The sequence below is a fragment of the Mesorhizobium shangrilense genome, assembly GCF_028826155.1.
GTDB classification, from domain to species: domain Bacteria; phylum Pseudomonadota; class Alphaproteobacteria; order Rhizobiales; family Rhizobiaceae; genus Arvimicrobium; species Arvimicrobium flavum.
Window position 1 is genome coordinate 1,870,653 of the sequence record NZ_JAQGPN010000001.1, and the last position, 23,317, is coordinate 1,893,969.

General features: G+C 66.1%; 17 protein-coding genes. 9 read left to right on the forward strand and 8 right to left on the reverse strand.

The features are described from left to right. The first annotated feature begins 9 nt into the window (after window positions 1–9). Genes tssE through tssH form a run of 4 tightly spaced genes read left to right on the forward strand, consistent with a single transcriptional unit; the run spans window position 10 to window position 6,276 of the window. Entirely contained in the window at window positions 10–558 is a 549-nt protein-coding gene (tssE, locus tag PD284_RS09190; RefSeq protein ID WP_274627902.1) for a type VI secretion system baseplate subunit TssE, read from the forward strand. Continuing rightward, window positions 555–2,507 (forward strand): type VI secretion system baseplate subunit TssF, encoded by a 1,953-nt coding sequence (gene tssF, locus PD284_RS09195; protein WP_274627903.1) that lies wholly within the window; start codon window positions 555–557, stop codon window positions 2,505–2,507. The genes tssE and tssF overlap by 4 nt, the downstream gene beginning before the upstream one ends. Further along, window positions 2,504–3,571, forward strand: coding sequence for a type VI secretion system baseplate subunit TssG (gene tssG / locus PD284_RS09200; RefSeq protein ID WP_274627904.1), 1,068 nt, complete (start codon window positions 2,504–2,506; stop codon window positions 3,569–3,571). The genes tssF and tssG overlap by 4 nt, the downstream gene beginning before the upstream one ends. Next, window positions 3,568–6,276, forward strand: coding sequence for a type VI secretion system ATPase TssH (gene tssH, locus PD284_RS09205; RefSeq protein WP_274627905.1), 2,709 nt, complete (start codon window positions 3,568–3,570; stop codon window positions 6,274–6,276). Before tssG ends, tssH begins: the two co-directional genes overlap by 4 nt. Before the next feature lie 16 nt (window positions 6,277–6,292). On the opposite strand, the gene PD284_RS09210 is transcribed toward tssH, so the two are convergent. After that, window positions 6,293–8,623: a M23 family metallopeptidase gene (locus tag PD284_RS09210; protein WP_274627906.1), complete on the reverse strand. Its 2,331-nt coding sequence runs from the start codon at window positions 8,621–8,623 to the stop codon at window positions 6,293–6,295. Continuing rightward, complete coding sequence (locus PD284_RS09215) at window positions 8,620–9,078, reverse strand: DUF1036 domain-containing protein (protein ID WP_274627907.1); 459 nt, start codon at window positions 9,076–9,078, stop codon at window positions 8,620–8,622. The genes PD284_RS09210 and PD284_RS09215 overlap by 4 nt, the downstream gene beginning before the upstream one ends. 249 nt (window positions 9,079–9,327) lie before the next feature. On the opposite strand from PD284_RS09215, the gene PD284_RS09220 reads away from it, so the two are divergent. The 5 genes from PD284_RS09220 to PD284_RS09240 are packed head-to-tail and all read left to right on the forward strand — an operon-like array spanning window position 9,328 to window position 12,908. Continuing rightward, window positions 9,328–9,753, forward strand: coding sequence for a hypothetical protein (locus PD284_RS09220; protein ID WP_274627908.1), 426 nt, complete (start codon window positions 9,328–9,330; stop codon window positions 9,751–9,753). 14 nt (window positions 9,754–9,767) lie between these two features. Then, the gene (locus tag PD284_RS09225) at window positions 9,768–10,460 is read left to right on the forward strand and encodes a MotA/TolQ/ExbB proton channel family protein (protein WP_274627909.1); all 693 of its coding nucleotides are present in this window, start codon (window positions 9,768–9,770) and stop codon (window positions 10,458–10,460) included. Then, window positions 10,457–10,906: an ExbD/TolR family protein gene (locus PD284_RS09230; RefSeq protein ID WP_274627910.1), complete on the forward strand. Its 450-nt coding sequence runs from the start codon at window positions 10,457–10,459 to the stop codon at window positions 10,904–10,906. The genes PD284_RS09225 and PD284_RS09230 overlap by 4 nt, the downstream gene beginning before the upstream one ends. Then, window positions 10,903–11,316, forward strand: coding sequence for an ExbD/TolR family protein (locus PD284_RS09235; RefSeq protein ID WP_274627911.1), 414 nt, complete (start codon window positions 10,903–10,905; stop codon window positions 11,314–11,316). Before PD284_RS09230 ends, PD284_RS09235 begins: the two co-directional genes overlap by 4 nt. Beyond that, the gene (locus tag PD284_RS09240) at window positions 11,313–12,908 is read left to right on the forward strand and encodes a hypothetical protein (protein ID WP_274627912.1); all 1,596 of its coding nucleotides are present in this window, start codon (window positions 11,313–11,315) and stop codon (window positions 12,906–12,908) included. Before PD284_RS09235 ends, PD284_RS09240 begins: the two co-directional genes overlap by 4 nt. 6 nt (window positions 12,909–12,914) lie before the next feature. On the opposite strand, the gene PD284_RS09245 is transcribed toward PD284_RS09240, so the two are convergent. The 6 genes from PD284_RS09245 to tssK are packed head-to-tail and all read right to left on the reverse strand — an operon-like array spanning window position 12,915 to window position 23,229. Next, complete coding sequence (locus PD284_RS09245) at window positions 12,915–15,230, reverse strand: serine/threonine-protein kinase (protein ID WP_274627913.1); 2,316 nt, start codon at window positions 15,228–15,230, stop codon at window positions 12,915–12,917. Next, a complete protein-coding gene (locus PD284_RS09250; protein ID WP_274630586.1) occupies window positions 15,227–16,012 on the reverse strand; it encodes a PP2C family protein-serine/threonine phosphatase in 786 nt (261 codons plus the stop codon). The genes PD284_RS09245 and PD284_RS09250 overlap by 4 nt, the downstream gene beginning before the upstream one ends. A 37-nt stretch (window positions 16,013–16,049) precedes the next feature. Beyond that, window positions 16,050–16,715 carry a type VI secretion system-associated protein TagF gene (tagF, locus tag PD284_RS09255; protein WP_274627914.1) on the reverse strand — a complete coding sequence of 222 codons (666 nt, stop codon included), beginning with the start codon at window positions 16,713–16,715 and terminating at the stop codon, window positions 16,050–16,052. Next, window positions 16,716–20,297 carry a type VI secretion system membrane subunit TssM gene (gene tssM, locus PD284_RS09260; protein ID WP_274627915.1) on the reverse strand — a complete coding sequence of 1,194 codons (3,582 nt, stop codon included), beginning with the start codon at window positions 20,295–20,297 and terminating at the stop codon, window positions 16,716–16,718. Further along, on the reverse strand, window positions 20,294–21,901 hold the full coding sequence (gene tssL, locus PD284_RS09265) for a type VI secretion system protein TssL, long form (protein ID WP_274627916.1): 1,608 nt from the start codon (window positions 21,899–21,901) through the stop codon (window positions 20,294–20,296). The genes tssM and tssL overlap by 4 nt, the downstream gene beginning before the upstream one ends. Next, window positions 21,898–23,229 (reverse strand): type VI secretion system baseplate subunit TssK, encoded by a 1,332-nt coding sequence (gene tssK, locus PD284_RS09270; protein ID WP_274627917.1) that lies wholly within the window; start codon window positions 23,227–23,229, stop codon window positions 21,898–21,900. Before tssK ends, tssL begins: the two co-directional genes overlap by 4 nt. Window positions 23,230–23,317: the final 88 nt, after the last annotated feature.

Genomic DNA, 23,317 nt, shown 5'->3' on the forward strand with positions numbered 1-23,317 from the left:
GATCGCTTCATGCGTCGACCGTTCAACACGGAATACAGTCCCCCGATCATGTCCGCGTTCCGCGAGGCGTTCGCCGCGCGGGACGCAAGGAAGAGGATTGTCCAGACCGTAAGCGGCGAGCGCATCGTTCCCGGCCGGCATTCCTCGCAGAGACGGGGCGATGAGGGGGCGCTGAGGAGAGACCTCGCGATCGACTTGATGGCGCTGCTAAACACGATCGATCTGGGCTCCTCGGTCGACCTGGAAAATTACGCCCATGTGCGCAGGTCCATCGTCAATTACGGGCTCAGCGATGTCGGCAGGCTCACCAGCGAGGAGGAGAGGGTCAACTTGATCAGGGACGATCTCAGGACGGCCCTCGTCCAGTTCGAGCCGCGTCTCAATCCCGAGACGATCCATATCGAACGCGACGAGAAGGTGGACGACGAGCAGCGCGTGCGCTTCACCGTCTCCGTGGAGATGTTCTGCCGGCCGGCGGACCTTGCGGTCGAGTTCGTCGCGGAGGTTGATGTCGGATCCGGCAAGATCAACCTGTCTCGACTTCCAGACACAGCATGAACCGCGAGTTCCTTGAAAGCTTCGAGCAGGAACTGAAGTTCTTCTATGAACACGCGAAGGAGTATGGCGAGGAGTTTCCCGGCGTCGCCGACCGGCTGGGCGGCCTGACGGAAAACACCATGGATCCGGGCCTTCAGGCCGTGTTCCAGGGCAGTGCCTTTATGGCTGCGCGCGTGCAGCTCAAACTTAGAAGCGAGTTCGCCGAATTCACCTCCGCGCTTCTCGACCAGTTGGTGCCGAACTACCTGGCGCCGATTCCCTCGGCGCTGCTGGCGGAAGCCGCGCCGCCGTACAACGACAAGAACCTTGCGGAGGGGCGGAAATTCCCCGCCGGCTCGTACCTCGATGCCGTCTATGTCGAGCGCGACAGGCGCGTCTCATGCCGCTATCGCCTGGCTGCGCCGCTGACGGTGTGGCCGCTGCAGCTGGAGGCCGCACAGTATTTCGCCACGCCGGCCCCGTTGCAGACGCTTGGCCTGGAAACGTCGGCCGGCACGGTCGCCGGGCTTCGTCTTGCATTCCGTCGCCGGACCGCGAAGATCGAGGACAACAAGCCCGGCGCTGTCGACCCAGGCGCACCGGTCAATCAACTTGCGATCGACACGCTGCCCGTCCACCTCGTTGGCTCTGCGGTCGATACGACGGCACTCTACGAACAGCTTTTCGCAAACTGCCGGCGCATCACGCTGCGCTACCTCGACACGTTCGGCGACGCTCGCTTCGTCGCGACGCCGCCCGAGATGCTTCGCCAGATTGGCTTCGAGGCCGAGGAGTCGCTGCTCGGCGGAGACGACAGGGTGTTTTCCGGCTTCGCGCTTCTACGGGACTTTTTCGTCTTCCCCCAAAAGTTCATCGGCTTTCGGCTGGAGAAGCTACGGCAGACATTGGCGTCGGTCTCGGCGCCGGCATTCGAGCTGCTGTTTGAGTTCGATAGCGTGGTGCCGAGACTGCAGTCGGTGGTCAATCCAGCGCTTTTTTCTCTCTATTCGGCGCCGGCGGCCAATCTCTTCGAGATGCAGTGCGCCCGTGTGCCGGTCCGGCGGCGCGAGCACGAGCATCAGGTAGTGCCGGACCGCAGCCGCTGGCTCGAGTACGAGGTTCACCGCATCGTCGAGATATTCGCCCACTACAGCGGTGAACGGGACAAGGTCCCGGTGTTTCCGCTCTACAGTCTGCCGTCGCGCAACGTGCCCCTGGAAAACGCCATCTTCCATACCGCACGGCGCGTCCAGCGGCGGGAGACCGCCCAAGAGCGGCGTTTCGGGCAGCGAAGCGCCTATGTCGGGACGGAGACGTTCATCTCGCTGCGCGAACCAGCGACGATCGACGATGAACGCCGCGTCCACGAACTCAGCGTCCGCGCGCTGGTTTCGAACCGCCACCTGACCGAGCATCTTCCGATCGGGGAGTCCGGGGCCGACTTCTTCCTGGTGGACGACACGTCGTTGCCGCTTCGCTGCGTTGCCGGACCGACACCACCACGCGAATCGATCGTCACGTCGCAGCGTCGACAACGGGGCGCCATGCCGTCCGGCGAAGTGGCTTGGACGCTGGTCAACCTGCTCTCGCTCAATCATCTCGGACTGACCGACCGCAATCCGCAGGACAGAGCCGCCGGATTGAAGGAGCTTCTGGCGCTCTTCGCCGATCTCTCCGATGTGGTCACCGAGCGACGCATTCGCGGCATCCAGGGCATCTCGACCCGCCCGATCGTTCGCCGGATCAAGCAGGATAACGGCTTCAATGCGGCGCGCGGCATCGAGGTGACCGTCCTGTTCGACGAGAAGGCGTTCGAGGGAAGCGGCATCATGCTGCTCGGCGCGGTGCTCGACCGCTTCTTCGCCGAGTATTCGGCCATCAACACGTTCACCGAAACGGTGATCGAGTCGCAGCAGCGCGGCATCGTCAAGCGCTGGCCGCCGCGCTCTGGCCTCGGGAGATTGCTGTGAGCTACCGCAGCGACCTGAAGGCCGAGCCCTTCCGTTTCGACTTCTTCGCGGTCCTGCGGGAACTCGAGCGCTCGACTACCGGCAAGTCCCGGATCGGCCAGAGCACGATCCCCGAGGAGGACGTGGTCACCCTGGGTCAGGACCCGTTCCTGGCGTTCCCTGACTCCAACCTCGACGGCTACGAGGTTGGCCGCCACGATATCCCCAACGTCAAGACCCGGTTCCTTGGCTTCTTCGGACCGCAGGGCGCGCTGCCGCTCAGCACGACCATCGATGCATTCAACTGGTCCACCCAGCACGATCCCTCCTTTGCGCGCTTCGCGGACATCTTCGCCAACCGCTTTCAGCAGCTCTTCTTCCGCGCCTGGGCGGATGCCCGTCCGATCGCCCACTACGATCGGCCGGCGGGCGACCGGTTCTTTGCCTATCTTGGTTCGATGGCAGGCGTCGGGACCGTGCCTTATCGCAGCCGGGACACGGTCGACGATATCGCCAAGGTGCAGTTCGCCGGGCTGATCGGCGCCCAGGTCAAGAGCGCCACGCGCCTAAAGCACCTGCTCAAGGGCGTCTGCGCAATCGACGTCGACATCGTCGAGCGCATTGGAAGCTGGCTGATCTTCGAGCGAGGCGACCTGACTGCGCTTGGCGCGCAAGGATCGACGCTCGGCAGGGACAGCTTCGTCGGGACGCGCGCCTACAGCATCAACGACAAGATACGCATCCGCATCGCAGCGACGACGCTCGAGCAGTACCGGACGTTTCTTCCTTCCGGGGAGCGCTTCGAAAACCTAGTCGATCTCGTCTTTTTCTACCTTGGGCACCAGTCGGATTTCGACGTAGAATTGGGCTTGAGGGCCGACCTTGCGCCGGCGGTGCAACTTGGCAGGTCGGGCGAGCTTGGCTGGACGTCCTGGATCTCTCCAAGGAGGCCCGTCGACGGCGAGACGGTGTATTTCACCGACGCGCGCTTCAGCCCAATGGAGCGGAGGCGGGCAGCAGCAGCAGCAGCGGGAACCGGCAAACAGCGCAAGACGGATAGACCAGGAACGGGAGCGGGGTCGTGAGCGACATCAGTCTCGAAACGGTAACCGGCAAGCTCAATCGGGTGGGCTACGACGCCTTCATGCGGTCGCTCCGGCACGCGAAAAGCCAGGGCAACCGCAATGTCGAGCTGGCCCACTGGCTGCTCCACATTCTTTCCAACGACCGCTCGGACATTTCGCTGACGCTCGATCACTACAAGATCGACCGCGCCAGGCTGCTGAAGGACCTGACCGATACCGTCGACGGCTTCCGGAAGAACGAGACCGAAATGCCGGGGATCTCGAACCAGATCACCGACTGCCTCGACCGCGGCTGGCATTACGCGACGCTGTTCTTCGGCGAGACGCAGATCCGTACCGGGCACATTCTCGTCGCTGCGCTGAAGGCCCCGGAACTGCGGCGCGCGCTGCAGCAACTGTCCAAGCCGCTGAGCGCTCTGGACGCCGACCGGATTGCGGCAGAGCCGCGCCGGCTATGGGGGCAGTCGGACGAGGAGAATCAGCGGCCGATGGACGGCGCAGGGCTCGCGGCCGGGCCGGCTGCGCCCACGTCCGACGGCAAGTCTCCGCGCGGCACGACGGCGCTCGACCGCTTCTCCGTCGACATGACGGCGGCCGCTGCCTCGGGGAAGATGGACCCGGTCGTCGGTCGCGACGACGAGATAAGGCAGATCATCGACGTGCTGATGCGCCGCCGCCAGAACAACCCGATCCTCACCGGAGAGGCCGGCGTGGGCAAGACGGCGGTGGTGGAAGGGTTTGCCCAACGTCTGGCGACCGGCGACGTACCGCCGCAACTGGGAGGCGTGCGCCTCTGTGCGCTCGACATCGGCCTGATGCAGGCCGGCGCCTCGATGAAGGGCGAGTTCGAGCAGCGGCTGCGTTCCGTCATCGACGAGGTGCAGGCGTCGCCGACGCCGATCATCCTTTTCATCGACGAGGCGCATACCCTGATCGGGGCGGGCGGGGCGCAGGGGACCGGCGACGCCGCCAACCTGCTGAAGCCGGCGCTTGCGCGCGGTACGCTGCGGACGATCGGGGCGACGACCTGGGCGGAATACCGGCAGTATTTCGAGAAGGATCCGGCGCTGACCCGGCGCTTCCAGCCGGTCAACGTCGATGAGCCGTCGATCGAAAAATGCGTCACCATGCTGCGCGGCATCCTGGAGCCGATGGAAAAGCACCACGGCGTGCGCATCTCCGACGAGGCCGTGGTCGCGGCGGTCGCGCTCTCCGCGCGCTACATTCCTTCCCGCCAGTTGCCCGACAAGGCGGTGAGTCTGCTCGACACGGCCTGCGCCCGCGTCGCCATCAGCCAGTCGACGACGCCTGCGGCGATCGCCGATCTGAAAGCGGCGATCGAGGCTCTGGAGAAAGAATTCTCGGCGCAGGAGCGGGAAGAGGAACTGGGCGTCGCCGATGACGAGCGGATCGCCGAGCTCAGTGCGTCCATCGCCGAGACGAAGGAGAAGCTTGCCGCGCGGGAAACCGAGTACGCCAGGGAAAAGGCCATCGTGGACGAGGTCGGCGCATTGCGGGCCAAGATCGCTTCTGCCCGCAACGGCGCCGGGCCGCCGGACGCTGCACCCGCAGGAGAGGGCGGAGATGCTTCGAGCGGCGCGAATGCGACCGCCGATCTAGAGAGTGCGCGAGGCGACCTGAAATCCAGACTGGCCAATCTCGGCGAAATGAACCCCGAGACGCGGATGATCTATCCGCATGTCGACGAGCAGGCGGTGGCCGCCGTCGTCTCCGCCTGGACCGGCATTCCTGTGGGCCGCATGGTCAAGGACGAGGCGCAGACGGTGCTGCAGCTTGCCGACATCATGGGGCGGCGCGTCGTCGGCCAGTCGCACGGATTGAGGATGATCGCCAAGCGCATCGAGACCAACCGCGCCAAGCTCGACAACCCGAACAAGCCGATCGGCGTATTCATGCTGTGCGGCCCCTCAGGCGTCGGCAAGACCGAGACGGCGCTGGCGCTGGCGGAATCGCTCTATGGCGGCGAGCAGAACATGATCACCATCAACATGAGCGAGTTCCAGGAGGCGCATACCGTTTCGGGGCTGAAGGGCGCGCCGCCCGGCTATGTCGGTTACGGCGAAGGCGGGCGGCTGACCGAGGCCGTGCGGCGCAAGCCCTACAGCGTGGTGCTCCTCGACGAGGTCGAAAAGGCGCATCCCGACGTCCACGAGCTGTTTTTCCAGGTCTTCGACAAGGGCCAGATGGAGGACGGCACCGGACGCCGCATCGACTTCCGGAACACGCTCATCATCCTGACCTCCAACGTCGGCACCGAGGTCATCATGAAGATGGCGGACGAGGGCAGGACCGAGGTGGACCCCGAGACGCTCAACACGGCGCTGAAGCCTTATCTGACCCAGGTGTTTCCGCTGGCCCTGCTGGGACGGATGGTCACCATCCCGTATTTCCCGCTGTCGTCGGAGATGCTGGGCGGCATCGCCCGGTTGCAGCTCGACCGGATCAAGAAGCGCATTGCGGAGAACCACGGCGCAGCGTTCGGCTATACGGACGCGGTGGTCGACCACATAGTTGCCCAGTGCAAGGATCCCGATTCAGGCGGGCGCATGATCGACAACATCGTCACCAACACGCTGCTGCCCGAACTGTCGCGCCACTTCCTCAACCGGTCGCTGGAGAAGCAGGAGATCGCCAGCGCGAAAGTGGATGTGGCGGACGGAAAATTCACCTACGAGGTCGCGTAGACAAGGGGCGTGCAGCTCAGGTCCCGGCGGTGACGGATTTCACGAACGCGGTCAGCGCGGTCTTGTATTTCTCGAACTCCGGCGACGTCTGGCGGACCTCTTTCGTCTCGACCGTTGGTGCGGACTGTGGCGCGCGGCCGCTCATCTTGCGCTCTGCCCAGGCGATCACGTAGCCCGCGTCCTTGCCCGTCAGGAAGGGGTTGGCGCTGATCACCGACTGGCCGAGCACCTCGACGAGGGGAGCGGTGCCAGGCGCCGAGAGAATCTGGGCGGCGCCCTCCATGCCAAGGAAATGGCAGAGATAGAGCCGGCCGGCGGTGACCGCATGTCTGCGCACGCGCAGATAGGCCTCGCCTTCGCGCGCCAGGTTACGCACCATCTCCCGCGAGATCGTGGGGTCGAAGCGCAAAGCGAGCAGGTCGGCGCGCGACATGGAGCGTGCGAGATCCGGCCGGTAGGTGACCATCATCCTGATCCAGGTCGAATCGATGAACTGGCCGAGGCCGGTGGCGCTGGACAGCGGGTTCTTGGCGGTGGCGCTGCCGCCGCTCTCGACATGGATGATGCGATCGGTCAGCTTCTCCACTGCGCCGCCGTCCGTCGAGGCGACGACCACCGACCCCAGCGGATCCATTGCGGTCTCTCCCTGGTAGAGCTCGAAGTGCAGGTGCGGGCCCGTCGAAAGCCCGGTGGTGCCGATGTAGCCGATCACGTCGCCGGCCTTCACCGCGGTTCCCACGCCCGCCGCGATGGCGAAGCGCGACATGTGCGCGTAGCGGGTCTCGCGTCCGCCCGTATGTGAGATCCGCACGAGATTTCCGTACTCGCCGCCGTCGCCCTGGAAAACGATCTCGCCGTCGAAGGCGGCATGGATCGGAGTGCCGACCGGGGCTGCCCAGTCGACGCCCTTGTGGATGCGGACGGTCTTGAGGATGGGATGCCGGCGGGGGCCGAAGGTGGATGTCATGACGCCGTTGACCGGAGTGACCATGCCGTTGGTGACGGTGAGCGAATGGACCAGGTCGTCGCCGGTCACGCAGGCGAACTCGCCGTTCGTCTGGCGATAGACGAAGCACTCCATGTTGCGCGCGCCGCCAAGCACCGCGACGTAGAGCACCCGTCCGGCGCTGCCGTCCTCGCCCCTCGCCGTGTCGGAGTAGACGAGCACGAGCTGGTCTTCGTGGGTGGCGAAGGCGTTCAGATCCTGGCCGCGGGAGAGATACATGATGGCTTCGCCGATCACCCCGGTCGGCACGTTGTTGCGCGCCGCCGTCGAGTAGATGGCGTCGAGCAACCGGTACTGGCGCTTGTGCGCGCCGACGTCAGGCTCGCCGGAATAGTTGAACAGGTCGTCGCGCACCCAGGGATCGGCGCCGATGACGAACTCGCCTTTGACGTCGCGGGCCAGCGTGCCGACGAAAGTATCGTTGGCGTAGATCGACACCTGCATGAGCGTCATGGCGGGCGTCTGGCGGGCAGCGCGCAGGCCGCGCAGAGCCACCACGAATCCGGGCTCCAGGTTCTCCCGGGAGAACAGGGATTTCAGCGCCTCGCCGGCCTTTCTGGCGTCGTCGGAGCGGAAATGGTGCTCGAGAACCACGCTGTCGAGGCTGCGCGACGACAGCACCTTCACGAAAACGTCTTCCGTCGCCTCGAACCGCTCGGTCTCCGGCGTGACGATGGCGACGCTGGTGATGTTCTCGATCTCGGTCTTCTTGAACTCGGGAAGCGCCGCTTCACCCTCGCCAACTGTCTCGCCCCAGCCGGCGGCAGCGTCGGCCGGGGCCGCTGCCGCCACCGGCGCGACCGGACCGTCGGGTGCGCTGCTCTCGGCCGGCGCAGCCGTGGGCGAGGTCATGTCGGGGAGAGCCAAGGGACCCGCCGCTGCGGCTGTCCGCTGCGCCTGGAAGAATGCAAAATCCTCCTGACTGGACGGTATCGTCGTCATGAAGCGTTCGCTGGAGCTCAGCATGGTGTCGGAAAGGACGTCGATCTGCGGCGAGATCCCCGGCTCGAGCAGGTCGGCAGGCCGTGGCGCGGAACGCACCTTGGGCGCTGCGGCGTCACGCGACAGGCTGATCAGCATGGGGTCGCCTGGGAGGTCGACGATCGCCGGGACGAAGACCGCTGCATCTTCCGGGATGTCCTCCAGGTCGGCCACCGGCTCCAGGTCGCCCTCATAGGTTCCGAACGACCAGCGGTCGGCGGTGACGTAAGCGGCGACAGCCAGGCCGAGGACGGCAAGCAGGCCGAACCCGGCCGCCACCATTCGCCACCTGGCTCGCCTTCTGCGGGAAGCCAGCGCCTCCTTCCTCATCCGGAAGCTGGCGTCCAGGCTGTGGGTCATGTGCCGCGCCCGGTCAGGAAGAAGGTCCAGCGAACCTGTTCCAGCGTATCCACTTCATAAAAGGCAGCCGCTATGTGGCCGCGCTGCCAGCATTCCTCGATCCCACGGATGGTGAAGCGGCGTTTCTCGACGCACATCTCGGTCGAGCCGCTGAGGATCGGCTGGCCGAAGACGTCGGTCGCATAGACGTAGATGTAGCGGTTGACGAGCTCCTCGCGGATGACGTTGACGCACTGGTTGGCGCCGATCGTCCACCACCCGTCGGTCTGGAAGGCCGCATCCACCTCCTGGCCAACGGCGAGATTGACCACGTCGAGCGTCTGGTTGCAGACGGTGAATTCGGCGTGCGCGGGGCTTGGAGAGCCGGCGACGAGGGCCAGGAATCCGACGCCGATGCCAAGCGCACGCAGCGCGAGACCCCTTCCGACCCAGCCCTCACTCAACGAATCGGCCATCGAACACCGCCCCGTTCCGGCGATCCCGTGCTGCACCGTCAGGCTGCATTATCGGGCAGCATTGGCGAAGTGCAAAGGGGGCCGCGCTTGCGGCGGCCGGCGGGGCGCGGTGATCGCCCCGTGACGCCATTCCCGACCGGAGCAGGACGCACCTTCCGAAATTCGCTGTTCCATCGCGGGCGCGACGCGCTAAGCTGCAAGGTGCCGTTCCGTCTTGTCGCAACGATCTTCGTTCGAGGAGAAGTGCCGATGGCGTGTGGAAAGACGCTTCCTGCCTATGCGGCCCTGTTCTTCACCGCCGCATCGGCCGCTGCCGGCGCGCAGCAGACCGCCTTTACCATCGAGCTCAACGACGCCCAGGACGTCAACGGCGGTTGCCGGCTCGTCTACGTGGCGATGAATTCGACCGGCAAGCCGTTGCAGAAAGCGTCCTACGACGTGTTCACCTTCGATGCGGCCGGCAAAGTCTCGCAGTCGCTGGTATTCCAGTTCGGCGCTTTCCCGGTCAACAAGACCAAGGTCGTCCAGTTCGATCTCGCCAACCGCGAGTGCTCGAAGATCTCGCGCCTGCTGATCAACGATATGACGGAATGCATGGTCGAGGGCCAGAACTCGACCTTGTGCATGGATGCGTTGAAGACGACGACGCGAACGTCGATCGCCTTCGGCCTCTAGCGGAGGGCCAGGGGATGCTCGAGGTGCTGATGGCGCAGATGCGGTCCGCCGGCGGACCGATGCTGGTCGCACTCTTCGCAGTCTCGATCGCCGCAACGGCAGTGACCATCTTCAAGATCCTGCAGTTCAGGCGCATGGGGGTCGGCCGGTCGCGCTTCGCGAGGACCGCGGTCTCCATCTGGGCGGCCGGGGATCGGGTCCGCGCCCTCGAGACCGCGCGCTCCGAGGTTTCGCCGACCTCGGCGACGGTAATCGCCGCCATGGCCTCGCTGCTGCGCTATCCGGACGATCGCGACCGCGCCAAGGAATTGGCGGCACAGGCAGCCCTCGACGAACTCACGTCGATGTCGCGGCATCTCCGTATCCTGGAATCTGTGGTCCAGGCTGCGCCCATGATGGGCCTGCTCGGCACGGTCATCGGCATGATCGTGGCGTTTGGCGAACTGTCGGCGGCGGGCGGCGCCATCGACCCTGCCGCGCTCGCCACCGGGATCTGGGCTGCGCTGCTCACCACGGCGGCCGGGCTGGCTGTCGCGATCCCCTTCTACTTCGTGTCGGTCTGGTTCGATTCCCGTGTGGAGGAGGAGCGTTCCACGATGGAGGCGGCGATCGGGGCCGTGCTTTTCAGTTCCGCAGGCGACGCCACGCACAGAAGCGAAGCGGCGGCGTGGCAACCCGACGTCGCGGCTGCGCCGGCGGGGACATGACCGCGGCGACCCCCTCAGCGCCTCTGATCGGCTGGAGACAGCGACAGCGCCGCGTGTTCTTCGCGCTGACGCCCCTGATCGACGTGATGTTCCTGCTGCTGATCTTCTTCATGCTGTCGTCGCAGATCTCGCCCTATTCGCTGGTGCAGGTCGGCGGTGTGGGGCAGGCGTCCGGCGCTGCCCCGGACGAAGCCGCAAACGCAGCTGCGGCGGCTCCGCTGGCCATACGCGTTTCGCACGGATCGGTGCGGATCGGGGGCGAGGATGTCGTGCTCGCCGAACTGCAGGCGGCAGCCGAGCGCTTCGTGCTCGAGGGCGTCGCCGCGTTCGTGGTCGTGCCCAGCGCCTCCGCCAACGTGCAGGACATCGTGACGGTGCTGGAACTGCTGAAGGCAGCCGAGGCGAAGGATGTCACGCTGGTGGCCGCGGGCCGGAGCCGCCCATGAGCTACATCCCGGCCAGACCCAGGAAGACGCGCCCGGACTTTTCGCTGACGGTCATCAATATCGTGTTCCTGCTGCTGCTGTTCTATCTGGCGACCGGTAGCCTCATCAAACAGAACGAGCTTGAGGCCGACATTCCCTTCACCAGGGACCTGCCGCTGGAAAAGCTGCCACGGCCGCTGTTGCTGGCGACTGCCGACGGCCAGATCTATCTGGATGGTGCGCCGCTCTCCCTCGAAGAGGTGCCCGGCGCCGTGAAAGCTATTCCCGAAGGCATGTTTGTGAACGTCCTCGCCGAGCGGACGATGATGGCGGATGCGCTGATGGCCGTGCTGGCCCGGGCGCAAGCGAGCGGCAGGCCTGTGCGGCTGGTCACCTTGCGGGATCGGCCGGAGACGGCGTCCCGGCCATGAACGCGCGGTCCGATCTGCCGCTCTGGGCAGGCGCATTCGGGATCTCGATCGCCTTGCATGGGGCGATCGCCGTTGCCCTCGGATTGACGCCGCGGCTCGAAAGCCGGGAGCAGCCGGTGACATTCGTCACCGTGCAGCCGCTGCAGCAGGACGTGCCCGAAGCGGTGGGCGGCCGCGTCGTTGCTCCTGCGGCGGCCGCGTCCGTCGCTGCGGAGCCTTCGGCGATTGCAGCGTCGCAGGAGATCGAGGCGGTTCGCGATCCTGCCGACACGGTGAAGTCGTTGCGGGATTCCCTGACCGCATCGTCTGCCGCGCGCGCCGAAGCGGTGGCGGGTCTGGACGCCTCCGGGACAACCGAGATTGCCCTCCCGGCTCCTGCAGCCTCCGATCCCGCCGTGCGGATGGACGAGACGAGGCGCACCGTCGCTGCAAGCCTGCCGAACGACGGCGAGACATTGGCGCCGGCAGACGCTGACCGCATCGCAGCCGCGGCCATCATGAGGCCTGCGCCCGCAGCGGAAACGGCATCAGTGCTTGGCGAGCTCCCGAAGGCTGTCGTCACCGGCCGCATGGCCGAACCGGCGGCGATCAGCTCCAGCCCGATCGAGCCAGGTGATGTGGGCGATCTCCCTCTGGTCGTCGTACCGCTGCCGGAAGCTGGCGGAGCAAACGAGATCGCGGCTCCCGTCGCGGAAGCAACGCAGTCGCCAATTTCGCAAGACCGGACCGGCTTTGCCAAGGTTACCGCTTCCGTGACGGGTAGCCAAACGGCTGCAACCGCGTTCGAAAGTCCGAAAACCGTGTCGGAGACGGTGGAAGCCGTTGGATCTCTCACGTCGCCTGCGATCGCGCCCGCGACGCCTGATACCGACAGGCACAGGATCGAGGGGGCAGCGCCCGCGCCAAGAAACGCCGACGTGGCGCTCGTGCCTGTGCGTCCGTCCGCTCCGGTGATCGTCGTGCAGCCGCCGACCGATCCAATGGAACTGGTCATGCAGATTATCGGCGATCAGCCTGTGCAGACCTGCTTCCTGGCGCTCGCAGGCTTGGCGGGCGACGGCATCGAGGTCGACGGATATGCCGCCGCCCCGGAGACGCTGGCGAGGCTCGACCGCGAACTGACGGCCGTCTCCACGGCCGAAGTGACGGCCAGGCAGCACAGGGTGACTTCGGTCCAATGCGATGCGCTCTCCTTTGCGCGCAGCGTTTCCCGGGATCACGTCGCGCAATTGTCGATCCGCCCCGACATGGCCGCGATCGCCAGCGGCGCCGAGCTTTCGGGCGTCGTCCGCAACCTGCGCCGCAAGCGCCTTTACCTGATGGTCGTTGACGATGAAGGGAAAGTGCAGGAAGTCGACGGCCTCTCCCTGCTCGGTCCGGCCACGATAGGTTTTCGCTCGGCGTTCACCCTGACCGGCGGCCCGGTCGCCACCGTTCAACTGCTCGTGGCCATCGCCAGCGACGTTCCGCTGGGCAGTGTCCAGGCGCATGAGGGCGAAAACGCCGCTGCCTACTTCGCCGCACTGGAGCGCGAGATCGCTGCGGCGCGCAGTGATGTGGAGGTGGGCATCGCCGCCTTCACCATCCGGTAGTCAAAGCTATCCGCCGAGGCGGAAGTATTTGGCGGTTGCGGCGGCTTCAGTGCCCGGACCTTCCATCTCCGCCAGTATCTTCGGGAACAATTCGGTCGCGGGCGTCGGCGTCGAGAACTCCGCAGCCTTGATTCCCGAGGCGCTGGATAGTGCTACGATCATCTGGGGCACGACCTTTTTCGCGGCTTGGTCGGCCGCGCTCAGTCCGATGGGAATGCTGAAAGCGGCTCCATTTCCCTCGGCCGCCAGCCGGCTGTTGAGGTTGAACGCCATGCCCTTGTGATCGACGAGGATCAAATCGGTCCTGCGGCCGTCAACGCCCGTCAGCCTGCCGCTCACCGGCGTACCGTTCGGAACGGAGGTACGGTCGAGCGTAAGGCTGGGCATCTGTTTGGACGCCGGAAGTTCGCGCAGAAACTCGGTGACCACGCACTGTGCGGGCTCTATCAACCGCACGCCCACTTCCGGCTCGATGTTGAATCTCTCCTGAAACGCGGCGAGCAGCTCCATGAAGGGCTCGACATCGGTTCCGAACCCCTCGATCTCTATCGCCTTGTCTGTGGCGGACATGGCCGTGGCGTAGAAGCATTCGCCGCCGGTGTAGCCGCGCAGCCAGGCTATCCGCTCTGCGACGCCGTCGATGGCTTCGGCCGCCTTAGGTTTCTCGGGCGGCTGCAGCTGCGCAGTGTCAACCTCGGGCGGTGCGGCCTCCTGTTCGGGAGACGGCCCAGCAGAGGCGGGTTGTTTGTCGGCAGGCGGCGGCAAGGGGGCCTCTAGTGCTGGCGCAGGCGCGGGCGCTGCGACCGGTTCCGGCTCGGTCTGCGCATTTGGGGCGGGCGAGGCGGCCGTTTCCTGCGGTGGGGGCTCGACTTGCGGCGACGGCTGGACCGCCGGCGCGACGGCCGCCTGCTTGTCCGCATCGCTCCCGCCCGGCTGCCCCCGCTGTCCGCTTTCATGTGGAGCTGGCTTCGAGGCCGCTTCCGGCTCCTGAGCCGCAGGCGTGAGGATCGCGCCGGCGGGAGGAGGCGTGGAGGAGGCTTGCGGCGGAGCGTCCGCCGGTCCGAAGAGCCCGCCCAAATATGCGGTTCCGCCTGCCGCGATCGCGAGGAGGGCGGCGGCCGCGACGTAGCCCGGCAGCCTTCGGCCGGGACGCGAGGTCGCGCGCACCTGTTCCGCGGGTGGGACGCTTTGCTGCCCTGCGTCGAGATAGGCGGGCCGCACATGAGGCACGAAGTCGGGGTTTTCGGACGCGCCAGCATCCCGTGCGGCGCCGGTATCGCGAGCGGGCGGCGACGTCGACTCCATCCGGGCGGCATCCGTGGCTGCTTCGCCTGCCACGTTCGGCGCGCCCTCCCAGAGGGGGACGGCAACCGGGGCGGCCTGCTCGATGGTGTCCGGGGGCGGGGGAACGGCAGTCGCGGCTCCCGAGGGAGCGACGCTCGTGGTCGCCTGCTTCGCTTGGCCGGCCTGCTGCGCCATTTCTACGACTGCCGCCATGTCGGCGGGGCGCGCCTTGGGGTCGGGCTGCAGCATCGCTTCGAGGATCGGACGAATGCTGGCGTCGATCTCCGAGAGATCGGGCATCTCGCGCCGCTTTTCGACGATTTCCACCTGCGTGCCGCCCATGTTGATCGGCTCGGCCCGCAGCGCGGCCACAAGCACGAGGCCGAGGCTGTAGATGTCGGACTGTTCGGTGATCTCGCCGCCAAATAGACCGAGCTGCTCAGGCGACACGTAGTTGTACTTGCCCGCGAACTTGCCGCCGATCAGGGTCTCTCCGCCGACCGTAGCTGACCGGGCGATGCCGAAATCGATGATCTTGGCGCGCTCGACCTTGCCGCCCGGCAGGATGATGTTGTCGGGCGACAGGTCGCGGTGCACGATCCCCGCCTCGTGCGCGGCGCTCAGCCCCGACGCCAGCCGTGCGCAAAGCTTACGGACGTTCTCCGGCGACATCGGGCCGTGCTTCATCAGGTCGACGAGCGACTCCCCGTCGACGAACTCCATCGCGAGGTAGGGGCGGCCGATGCCCGCGTCGATGGTGAAGACGTGGTAACGGACGATGGCGTCATGGGCGAGGTGGTTGAGGACGGATGCCTCTTTCTTGAAGAGGGAGAGGATGGTGAGGTCGCGCGCCAGTTCCGGCAGGACGATCTTAATGGCGACCGGGTCGCCAGTCTGGATGTTGTGGCCGCGGTAGACTTCGCCCATTCCGCCGAAGGCGATGCGTTCGTCGAGTTCGTAGATGCCGCTGAGCTGGGTACCGACGGTGGCGTTGGCCACGGCGGGCAGCAGCTTCGTCTTCTCCTCGTCCACGCTCATGGCATGCCGCCGTTGCCGGTGGTGGAGATGCCTGCTCGCCGGCGATGCGGTTCGGAACCGTCGAGCATACGCACGACGACAATGGTCACGTTGTCGGTGCCGCCGCGCGCGAGCACTGTCTGGAGAAGAACCTGGCAGGCCTGCTCCGGGGCGGCCGCCGCGACCGTTTCGCGGATCTCATCGTCGGATACATGGGCGGTCAGCCCATCGGTGCCGAGCACGAAGACGTCGCCGGGGATGATCTCGCCCTGCTCGATGTCGAGGACGATGTCGTCGCTGACCCCCACGGCCCGCGTGATGACGTTGCGCCTGGGCCAGACCCGCGCCTCGGAGGCGGTGATCACGCCCTGGTCAAGGAGTTCCTGCACCTCCGTGTGATCCCGGGAGACCTGCGAGATGACGCCGCGGCGGACCAGGTAGACGCGGCTGTCGCCGGACCACATGCAGGCAAAGCGGCCGTCGATGGCGAGCAGGGCTGCCACAGTGGAGCCGATGGTGATGCCGCGCGCCTCCGAGATCTGCCGGATCTCGGCATGTGCACGGGCCAGTCTGTCCTCGAAGCGCGCCCTCAGGTCCGGGGCGGAGCTGGCGATGCCCATGGTGGCAAGATGATGCACGATGCTGGCCGAAGCCACTTCGCCGGCATCATGCCCGCCCATGCCGTCCGCGACCAGCCAGAGGCCGCTTTCGGGTTCGACCAGATAGTTGTCCTCGTTGACGCTGCGCACGCAGCCGGTATGGCTGACGCCGTAGCTTTCGAAGGGAAATGAGAGGCCGTTCATCATGGCTGCTCTCGCGTGGGTCACACCCGTTCCTCGATCAATCTGCCACAGACTTCAGCATCAGAGTATAGAAATAAGGGTCGGGCAGTCCCGCGGCGCTGTAGACCAGTGGCCCGCTCGCTTCGCTGCCGGTCGTCCACCAGAAGCTTCTCGCCTCCGCGGTTTGCCGGTAGTCCGCCTCGACGATGCCGGTCAGCAGCGCGGCAGGGCTGGAGTGCGGGGGACCGTTCCAGAGCGTGCCGCCCTTGAACTGTTTCTCTCCTTGCCGGACGCGTTCGAGGGACGGCGCCGGGAGGTCCGCCAGCAGGGTGTCGATGGCGAGGGGACCGTCGGCGTCCAGTGTGGCGAGAAGGCGGGCTTCGATCGCCGCGTACCACTCGCTTTGGGGCGCGAAGGGTGGGGGCGGAACCCGCTCGGTTTCGGCGCAGGCATACAGCGCCATCAGCGGGAAGTAGCGTCCGACGCCGTCCACCGAGGGCATCACGACGCCCGCGCCTGTCGTGCCCAGCACCGAAGGTCCGATCCAGAAACGCCAGAGCGGGGCAACGAGATAATGCCGCTCCCAATCCCGCCCAAGCTCGGCGCGGCTGGCGGCAAGCGCCGACTGCAGCCAGGTCTCGAGCGGCGCGAGCAGGCTCGGCGCGATACCCAGCGAGATGAAGTCGCGCTTTTGCGGCAGTTTTCCAAACAGCCCGAAGCCCATTCACAGGCCCGCCGGGCACGAGAATTCGGACAATGCCGGCAGGAAGAAGGGGTTGTCGATAGCGCCGACCTGGATCGTGTAGGCGACGTCGCGCCCGCCGACGACGAAGCGCGCCATGATGTTGTCGCCCCTTTTCGTGACCGAACCGGCGTCGAAGAGGCGCATCAGCGCCCAGGGGCCGTCGAAATTGATCGCCGACTGGCGGCCGGGGATCTGGGGCTGGAAGCTCAGATTGACGGAACCCGACGCCATGCTGCCCGGCCAGGTGACCTGGTAGGGGATACCGCCCACCTGCTGGCTCTGCACGACCTGCGAGTTGATGTCGAGCAGCGCCATCTGGACTTCGCCGTGCAGCGAGAAGGGCGTGAAGGTCATCGCCACGGCCGGCATCGAGCCGCCCTGCGGGAAGAATGCGTCGCGGATCTTCGAGGCGCGCTGGAACTCCTTGAGCGCCGGGTTCGAGAGCTCGCGCCCCAGCCGCGTGTCCTGCTTCCAGACCCAGTTGTCGCCCGTCATGTCGGCAAGCGGCGCGAGGTTTTGCGCGTAGAAGCGGTCGATCACCCCGTTGGGCGCAAACAGCCGTGCGAAGTCGGCCATCGGCACGTCGCGGCCGCTCTTGCGGGAGAACGGGAAGCGGTTGGCGATCACCTGCTCGCAGGGGCGCGTGACGGTCGCGACCAGCATCTGGTTGAGCTGCGCAATCGAGGTGTTGGCGGCGTCGCCCTCGAAATCGTCGACCGCGGCGTTGACCATGCGTGCAAGCTGCTTCGGAAGTCGCGAGGCGTTGGCGCGCAGATTGACCACCTGGAGCTGAAGGTTGGCGTTGGCGCGCTCGGCCTGCGAGGGGTTGGTCGCCGCAAGCACGAGGCTTTGATACACCTCGTAGAAGTTCTGGATCAGCGCGTCGATCGGGCGCTTGCCCGCTTCGCCGTCGACCAGCATGTGGAACTCGCGGAACTGCGCCTCGATATTGGCGCCCGGAACCTGCGTGGCGGCGTTGGCGAATGCGCCGCCGGCGCGGCTGTTCGATTTCTTGACCGCAAGGTCGATGCCGATCCGGGCAAGGCCACCGGCGCGCGAGGCCACCTTGCCGACGACCTTCGTTGTGGCCGCATCGACCGCTGCGTCCACATCCGCGTCGCCGTCGGCGGCCTGGGCTTCGCCTTCTGGCTCGTGGGTCAGCATGGTCTCGTGCGCGACCGCCTCGAAGAGCTGCCTGATCGGGGAGGTCGGCGAGGATGCGGCGGACAGCGTGACATACTGAGGCTTGTCCGCCGACATGGCCTTGAGCTTCACATTGTCCAGCGCGGCGTTCCACGCCTCGACGAAATCCTTTCCGTAGCGGTCGAGGAGTTCGGGGCCAAGCCGCTGGAATTGCTCCTCAATACCCTGCTGCTGGCCGATCTCGCCCATGACCCATTGCTCGTCCGCGATCTTGTCGGCGACCGCAGACAACTGGGTCAGGAAGAAGTCGTTGAAGCCGGCATAGGTGTAGAGCCCCGGCACCGCGATGGCGGAGAGATCGCTTCCGTCCATCGTCTCGAACACCAGGCTGGCGTCGGGACCGGCGCGGGCGGCGACCGAGAAATCCTCCATCGGCGCGGCGTAGGTGGCCGACTTGATCAGCGCATAGGCCCGGTCGGCCATGTTCATACGGCCAAGCGAGCGCTGGGCGGATTCGATCAGGGGACCGTTGAGCTCGAACAGCGGGTCGTGCCCGTCGTCAAGCTCCAGCATGGCCCGCAGGTGCTGCTCCAATTCCTCGCGCCCCTTGCGGTTGGCCGGGCCGGGATAGCGATCCTGCCAGTCCTGGTTCATCCAGGCGACGATCAGCTCGTCCTCCGTCCTCGGCGCCTTGCCGCCAAGCATCAGGTAGACCTTGAGCGCCTCGTAGAGCACGACCGGGTCGTTCATGTTGGCTTCGATGGTGCGCTCCATCTGGAGAATGAGGCGGGAGCGGAACATGCGCTCCAGTGCACGCCGGTAAGTGGTCTCCGAAGCCGACAGCAGCCGCCCGCGCTGGCTGAGGCCGAAGGTTTCCCTGGTCGGCGTGGAGGCGTCCCGGTTTTCGTAGCCGACCGGCAGGGTGCGCAGCGTGTTGAGCACGCCGACCACGATCTCCAGGTCGACGTCGGCGATGGTGTTGCTCTTCAGCTGTGCGTCTGCGTTGACGCGGTACTGCTCGACGGCGTTGTCGGTCGAATTGATCAGCGTCTTGTTGCTCGCGAAGCTGATGCCCCATGCGCCGAGCGCGCCGATCGCGACAAGGGCGAGTGCGGCGATGCCGCCATAGCGCAGGATGGCTGCGCGCCGCATCGCCGCCGCATCGAGGGACACCCAGCCGGACTCCGCGAAGATGACCTTCGTCAGCAGATCGCGCAGGAAAAAACTCCTGCCGGTTCCGGACATGTGGGCCGCGGCCGACTGGCTGCCGTAGCTGCGGCCGATGGCGCCCAGGACCTGGTCGATCGGCGTGCCTTCCTGCGTGCCGGAGGAGAAATAGAAGCCGCGCAGGTTGGCGTTCACCTGGTAGCGGGTGGGCTCGAAGATGCGGTTGAGGAAATCGGCGACGCGTTCCTTGAGCGTCGCGAACTGCGCGGGGAAGCCGAAGATGGCGATGCGCGCGATGGGGTCGGCTTCCTCATGCAGCCGGTCGGTGACTTCTTCGGTCAGTCGCTTGACCAGGTCGTCGAATTCCGCCGGAACCTGGCCGACCAGATTCTTCCTGCGGTCCTCGGTCTGGAAGGTCGCCCCCCACACCCTGCGACGCCGGTTCTCCGTGAAGTTGCCGAAATACTCCATGAAGCCGGCGATCAGGTCGGCCTTGGTGAACAGCGCATAGACCGGAAAATCGATCTTCAGCTCGTTGTGGATCTCCAGCAGGCGCTTGCGGATGGCGGCGGCGTGGGCGCTCAGTTCCTCGCCGCTGAGCTTCATCAGGTCTTCGAGGCTGATGGCGACGATGACGCCGTTGATCGGCTGCTTCACACGGTTCTTCTTCAGGAGGGACAGGAAGGACAGCCAGCTCTTCTTGTCTGCGTCCACGTCGGAGTCCTGGGTGGTGTAGCGGCCAGCCGTGTCGATCAGCACGGCTTCTTCCGTAAACCACCAGTCGCAGTAGCGCGTGCCGCCCACGCCGGCGACAGCCTTCGCACCCTCGGGGCCGGCCAGAGGGAACTTCAGTCCGGAGTTCACCAGCGCTGTCGTCTTGCCGGCACCTGGCGGACCGATGATGATGTACCAGGGAAGCTCGTAGAGGAAGTTGCGCTTGCCGCTGGAGCGCTTCAGCGTTTCCAGCGCCTCGGTCATGCGCTCGCCCAGCACCCTGGCGTCGCCGGTCGCGGCTTCGGTTTCGGCGACGGCGGCTTCCAGCGCCTTCTGCGCCTTGCGCTTGCGCCAGTAGCGGACGCCGTAGTAGCCGCCCACGCAGAGCAGGACGATGGCGATGATCAGAGCGCGCGGCCAGACCGGCTCCAGCGGGTGGACGTCCCCGAAGCCGATCATTGGTCCGCCGAACCAGACAGCCAGAACGAAGGCGACGAGCGCCAGCCAGATGGCGATGGTGACAAGCCACGCCCTCATGGCTGCACCGCCTGCGGAGCGGCCGCGTTCGTCAGGTTCAGCGTTTCCTCTCGCGGGATCATCAGGTCGACACGGCGGTTTTTGGCGCGGCCTTCGGGCGTCGCGTTGTCGGCCACCGGGTCGTCTTCGCCCCTGCCTTCGACGGCCAGGCGGGACGGATCGCTGATCTTCGGTTCAATGACGGCTGCCACCGATTTCGCTCGCGCCACCGACAGGTCGTAGTTGGACTTGAAGGCGCTCGACCTTTTCGGCTTCACGATGTCGGTGTGGCCGATGATCCTGATCGGCCCGGGCTCCGGCTCCAGTGCGGCGGCTATGCGGTCGGCGATCGGCGCGAACTCATCCTTCACCTCGGCTCGCCCGGAGGCGAAGAGCAGGAGGTTGTTGATCTCGACGACGATGAAGTCGCCTTTGCCGACGACGTCGAGGCCGCCGGCGGCGATCTCGGGGGCGAGGGCGGCGCGGATGCGCTCCAGTTGGGTCTGGTCGCGCAGCTCCTCGACATAGGGCGTGAAGGCGGCTCGCTCGATGGTAATCGGCTCGTTCGGATTGAGCGCCAGCAGCTTGTCGGCCAGGGCGTCCCCGTCATTGCCGATGAGCAGTCGCAGCAGGAAGTATATGCCGGCCAGCAGCGCAATGACGGCCGCGGCGATCGCCCACAGCGGGATGCGCGGACCGAGGTTCGACATCAGCTTCGCCATGCCCTGCCAGCGGGGCGAGATGTCCTCATCGGGGCGCGACTTGAGGTGGCGCAGCGTCTCGTAGACGTCGCGGCGCACGCGCTGCAGGTCGCGGTCGCCGCCCGCCATGCCCCGGTACTGGCCCTCGAAGCCGAGGGACAGGCAGGCATGCATCAGTTCGAGCAGGTCGAAGTGCTGGGCCGGATTGGCCAGCAGCTTGTTCAGCGCCTCGAAGAAGCCGACGCCGGAAGTGCGCACCTGGAAGAACTGCGCCAGCATCGAGTACTGCATCCAGACGTGCCTGTCGGTGCCCGGCAGGTTCTGGACGATGTCGTCGGCGGTGCCGCACAGCGCGTATTTGGCGATGCGGACATCTTCGGCCGGAACGCCGGCTTCGGTGACCTTGCGCTCGAATTCGCGGATCGCGTTCGCCACATGGTTCATCAGCGGCACGGCCTGCATGTCGATGATCATGAGGCGCAGCCTGCCGAGGAGGATCAGCAGCGGCGCAGCCGCGGTCGTGATCGGATTGGCGGCCGAGTATTCGCCGCCGTCGCGGGCGTTGAGCGCCACCTCAAGCGGGATCTTCTCGACGGGCTCGACAGGCTGGCCGGGCTCTGCGCTGCCGGGGAAGAAGGCGCTGCCCGCGCCGCCCTTCATCCAGTCGTCTTCGGCGTCGGGCACGCTGTAGCGCTTCGCCGGATCGGCAAACGGACTGGCCGGATCCTGGCGGCCCGGCGCGCCGGGCGCGGGCTGCCGCGCCTGCTGGGGCGCAAACACGGTCGGCTCGGAGGGACGTTCGTTTCCGTTGGACGATCCAGGCATCGGGGAGGGCTTGAACTGTTCCGGACGCAGCGCGCCGCCGGGGTTCGGTCGAATGACCGTCTTGCCGCCTGAGCCAAAGGGATCGTCCTTGGAGCTCATCGTCGGTCTTCCATGATGGCCCAAAGATCGAGTTGCAGGCCCGGCCACTCGCCGGCGAAGTGCAGGCCCATGCTGGTCGCCTGGCTGAATTCGGGCCAGAGCGGGGAGGATTTGTCGAGATAGAAGTAGACGTGGTCGGAGATCGCCCTGATCTGGCGCGGCGGCGTCGGCATGTGGACGAGTTCGATGCCGGGCAGATGCGTCTGCACGATCTCGTTCATGCGGGTGTTGGGCCCCACCTTGCAGAGCGCCGGGAACTGCTGCTGGATCTGGGTCAGCGGCCGGCTTGCCGCCACCTCGATGACGAAGGTCGCGTTGCGGAAAAGAGCCCGGTCCGTCACCTGCGCGATGAAGGCGTTCGGCGCGCGCTCGATCAGGTTCAGCCTGATGGCGCGGCCGATGTCGAGGCTGAGCAGGCGCTGGATGTCGCCAAGCACCGGCTCGAAGACGGTGTCGAGCGAATCCTGGTCGTACTCTCCGTATTCCGCGGCAAGGCGCTTGGGCGAGAACGTCCACAATTCGCCCGACATGCGCAGCAGTTGCCTGTAGGCCTCCACCGGGTGCACGTATTTCGAGCCCCGCATGTGCTTCAGCACGTTGATCTCGCGATTGAGCATCTGAAGCATGAAGTAGTCGAATGTTTGGAGGCCGCCGCCCGAGCTCGGGTCGGCGGCGTAGCGTGCAAGCGTCTCGAGCTTGGTGTCGACCCAGCCGATCACGCGATCGATCCAGCCGGAGACGACCGGGTGCGCATGCGTCACCAGCACCGGCGGGGCGAAGGTCTCGTCGAAGACGATCGTCTTGTCGCGCACCTCCAGCACGCGCGCCGCCTTGAGCGAATGAAAGCCAGGCTTGGGCGTCTTGCGCACCTCGAACTCGACGCGCGGATGCGCAACCTCGATCTCCTGTTCGACGAACAGGCTGGAGGCGGAATCGATCACGGTTTCGAGATCGCGCGCGTAGCGGCTGCCGCTCGACGCTTCCGGCATGTCGACTTCGCGGCCATTGACGGTGGCGACTGGCAGGGTGAGCCAGACGAGCTGGCGGTCGATGCCCTCCGGCATGTCGATGGGTTCGGGCAGGGGGCTGGTGCCCGGCATGTCGAAGGGCGTGCCGTCCTGGAAGACGCCGGTCGCCCGGCGGAGCGCGAACTTGTTCTGCTGCGCCAAGTCGCGATCGATCTCGATCTGCGAAAAGCCCCAGGGGTAGGGGGAGATCTGCGCGACGCGGCTTTCCAGCAGCCGTTCGTAATAGCGGTCGTTCTGCTGCAGATGATGCTGCCGCAGGAACAGTCCCTCCGACCAGGCTACCTTGCTATACCAGGACATTTTCGGTGAAGCCCTCCACCCGGAAAACGCACGTATCGGTATGCTCGCAGTCGCTGATTGCGATGCTAGTCCAAGGCCTTGGAACTGT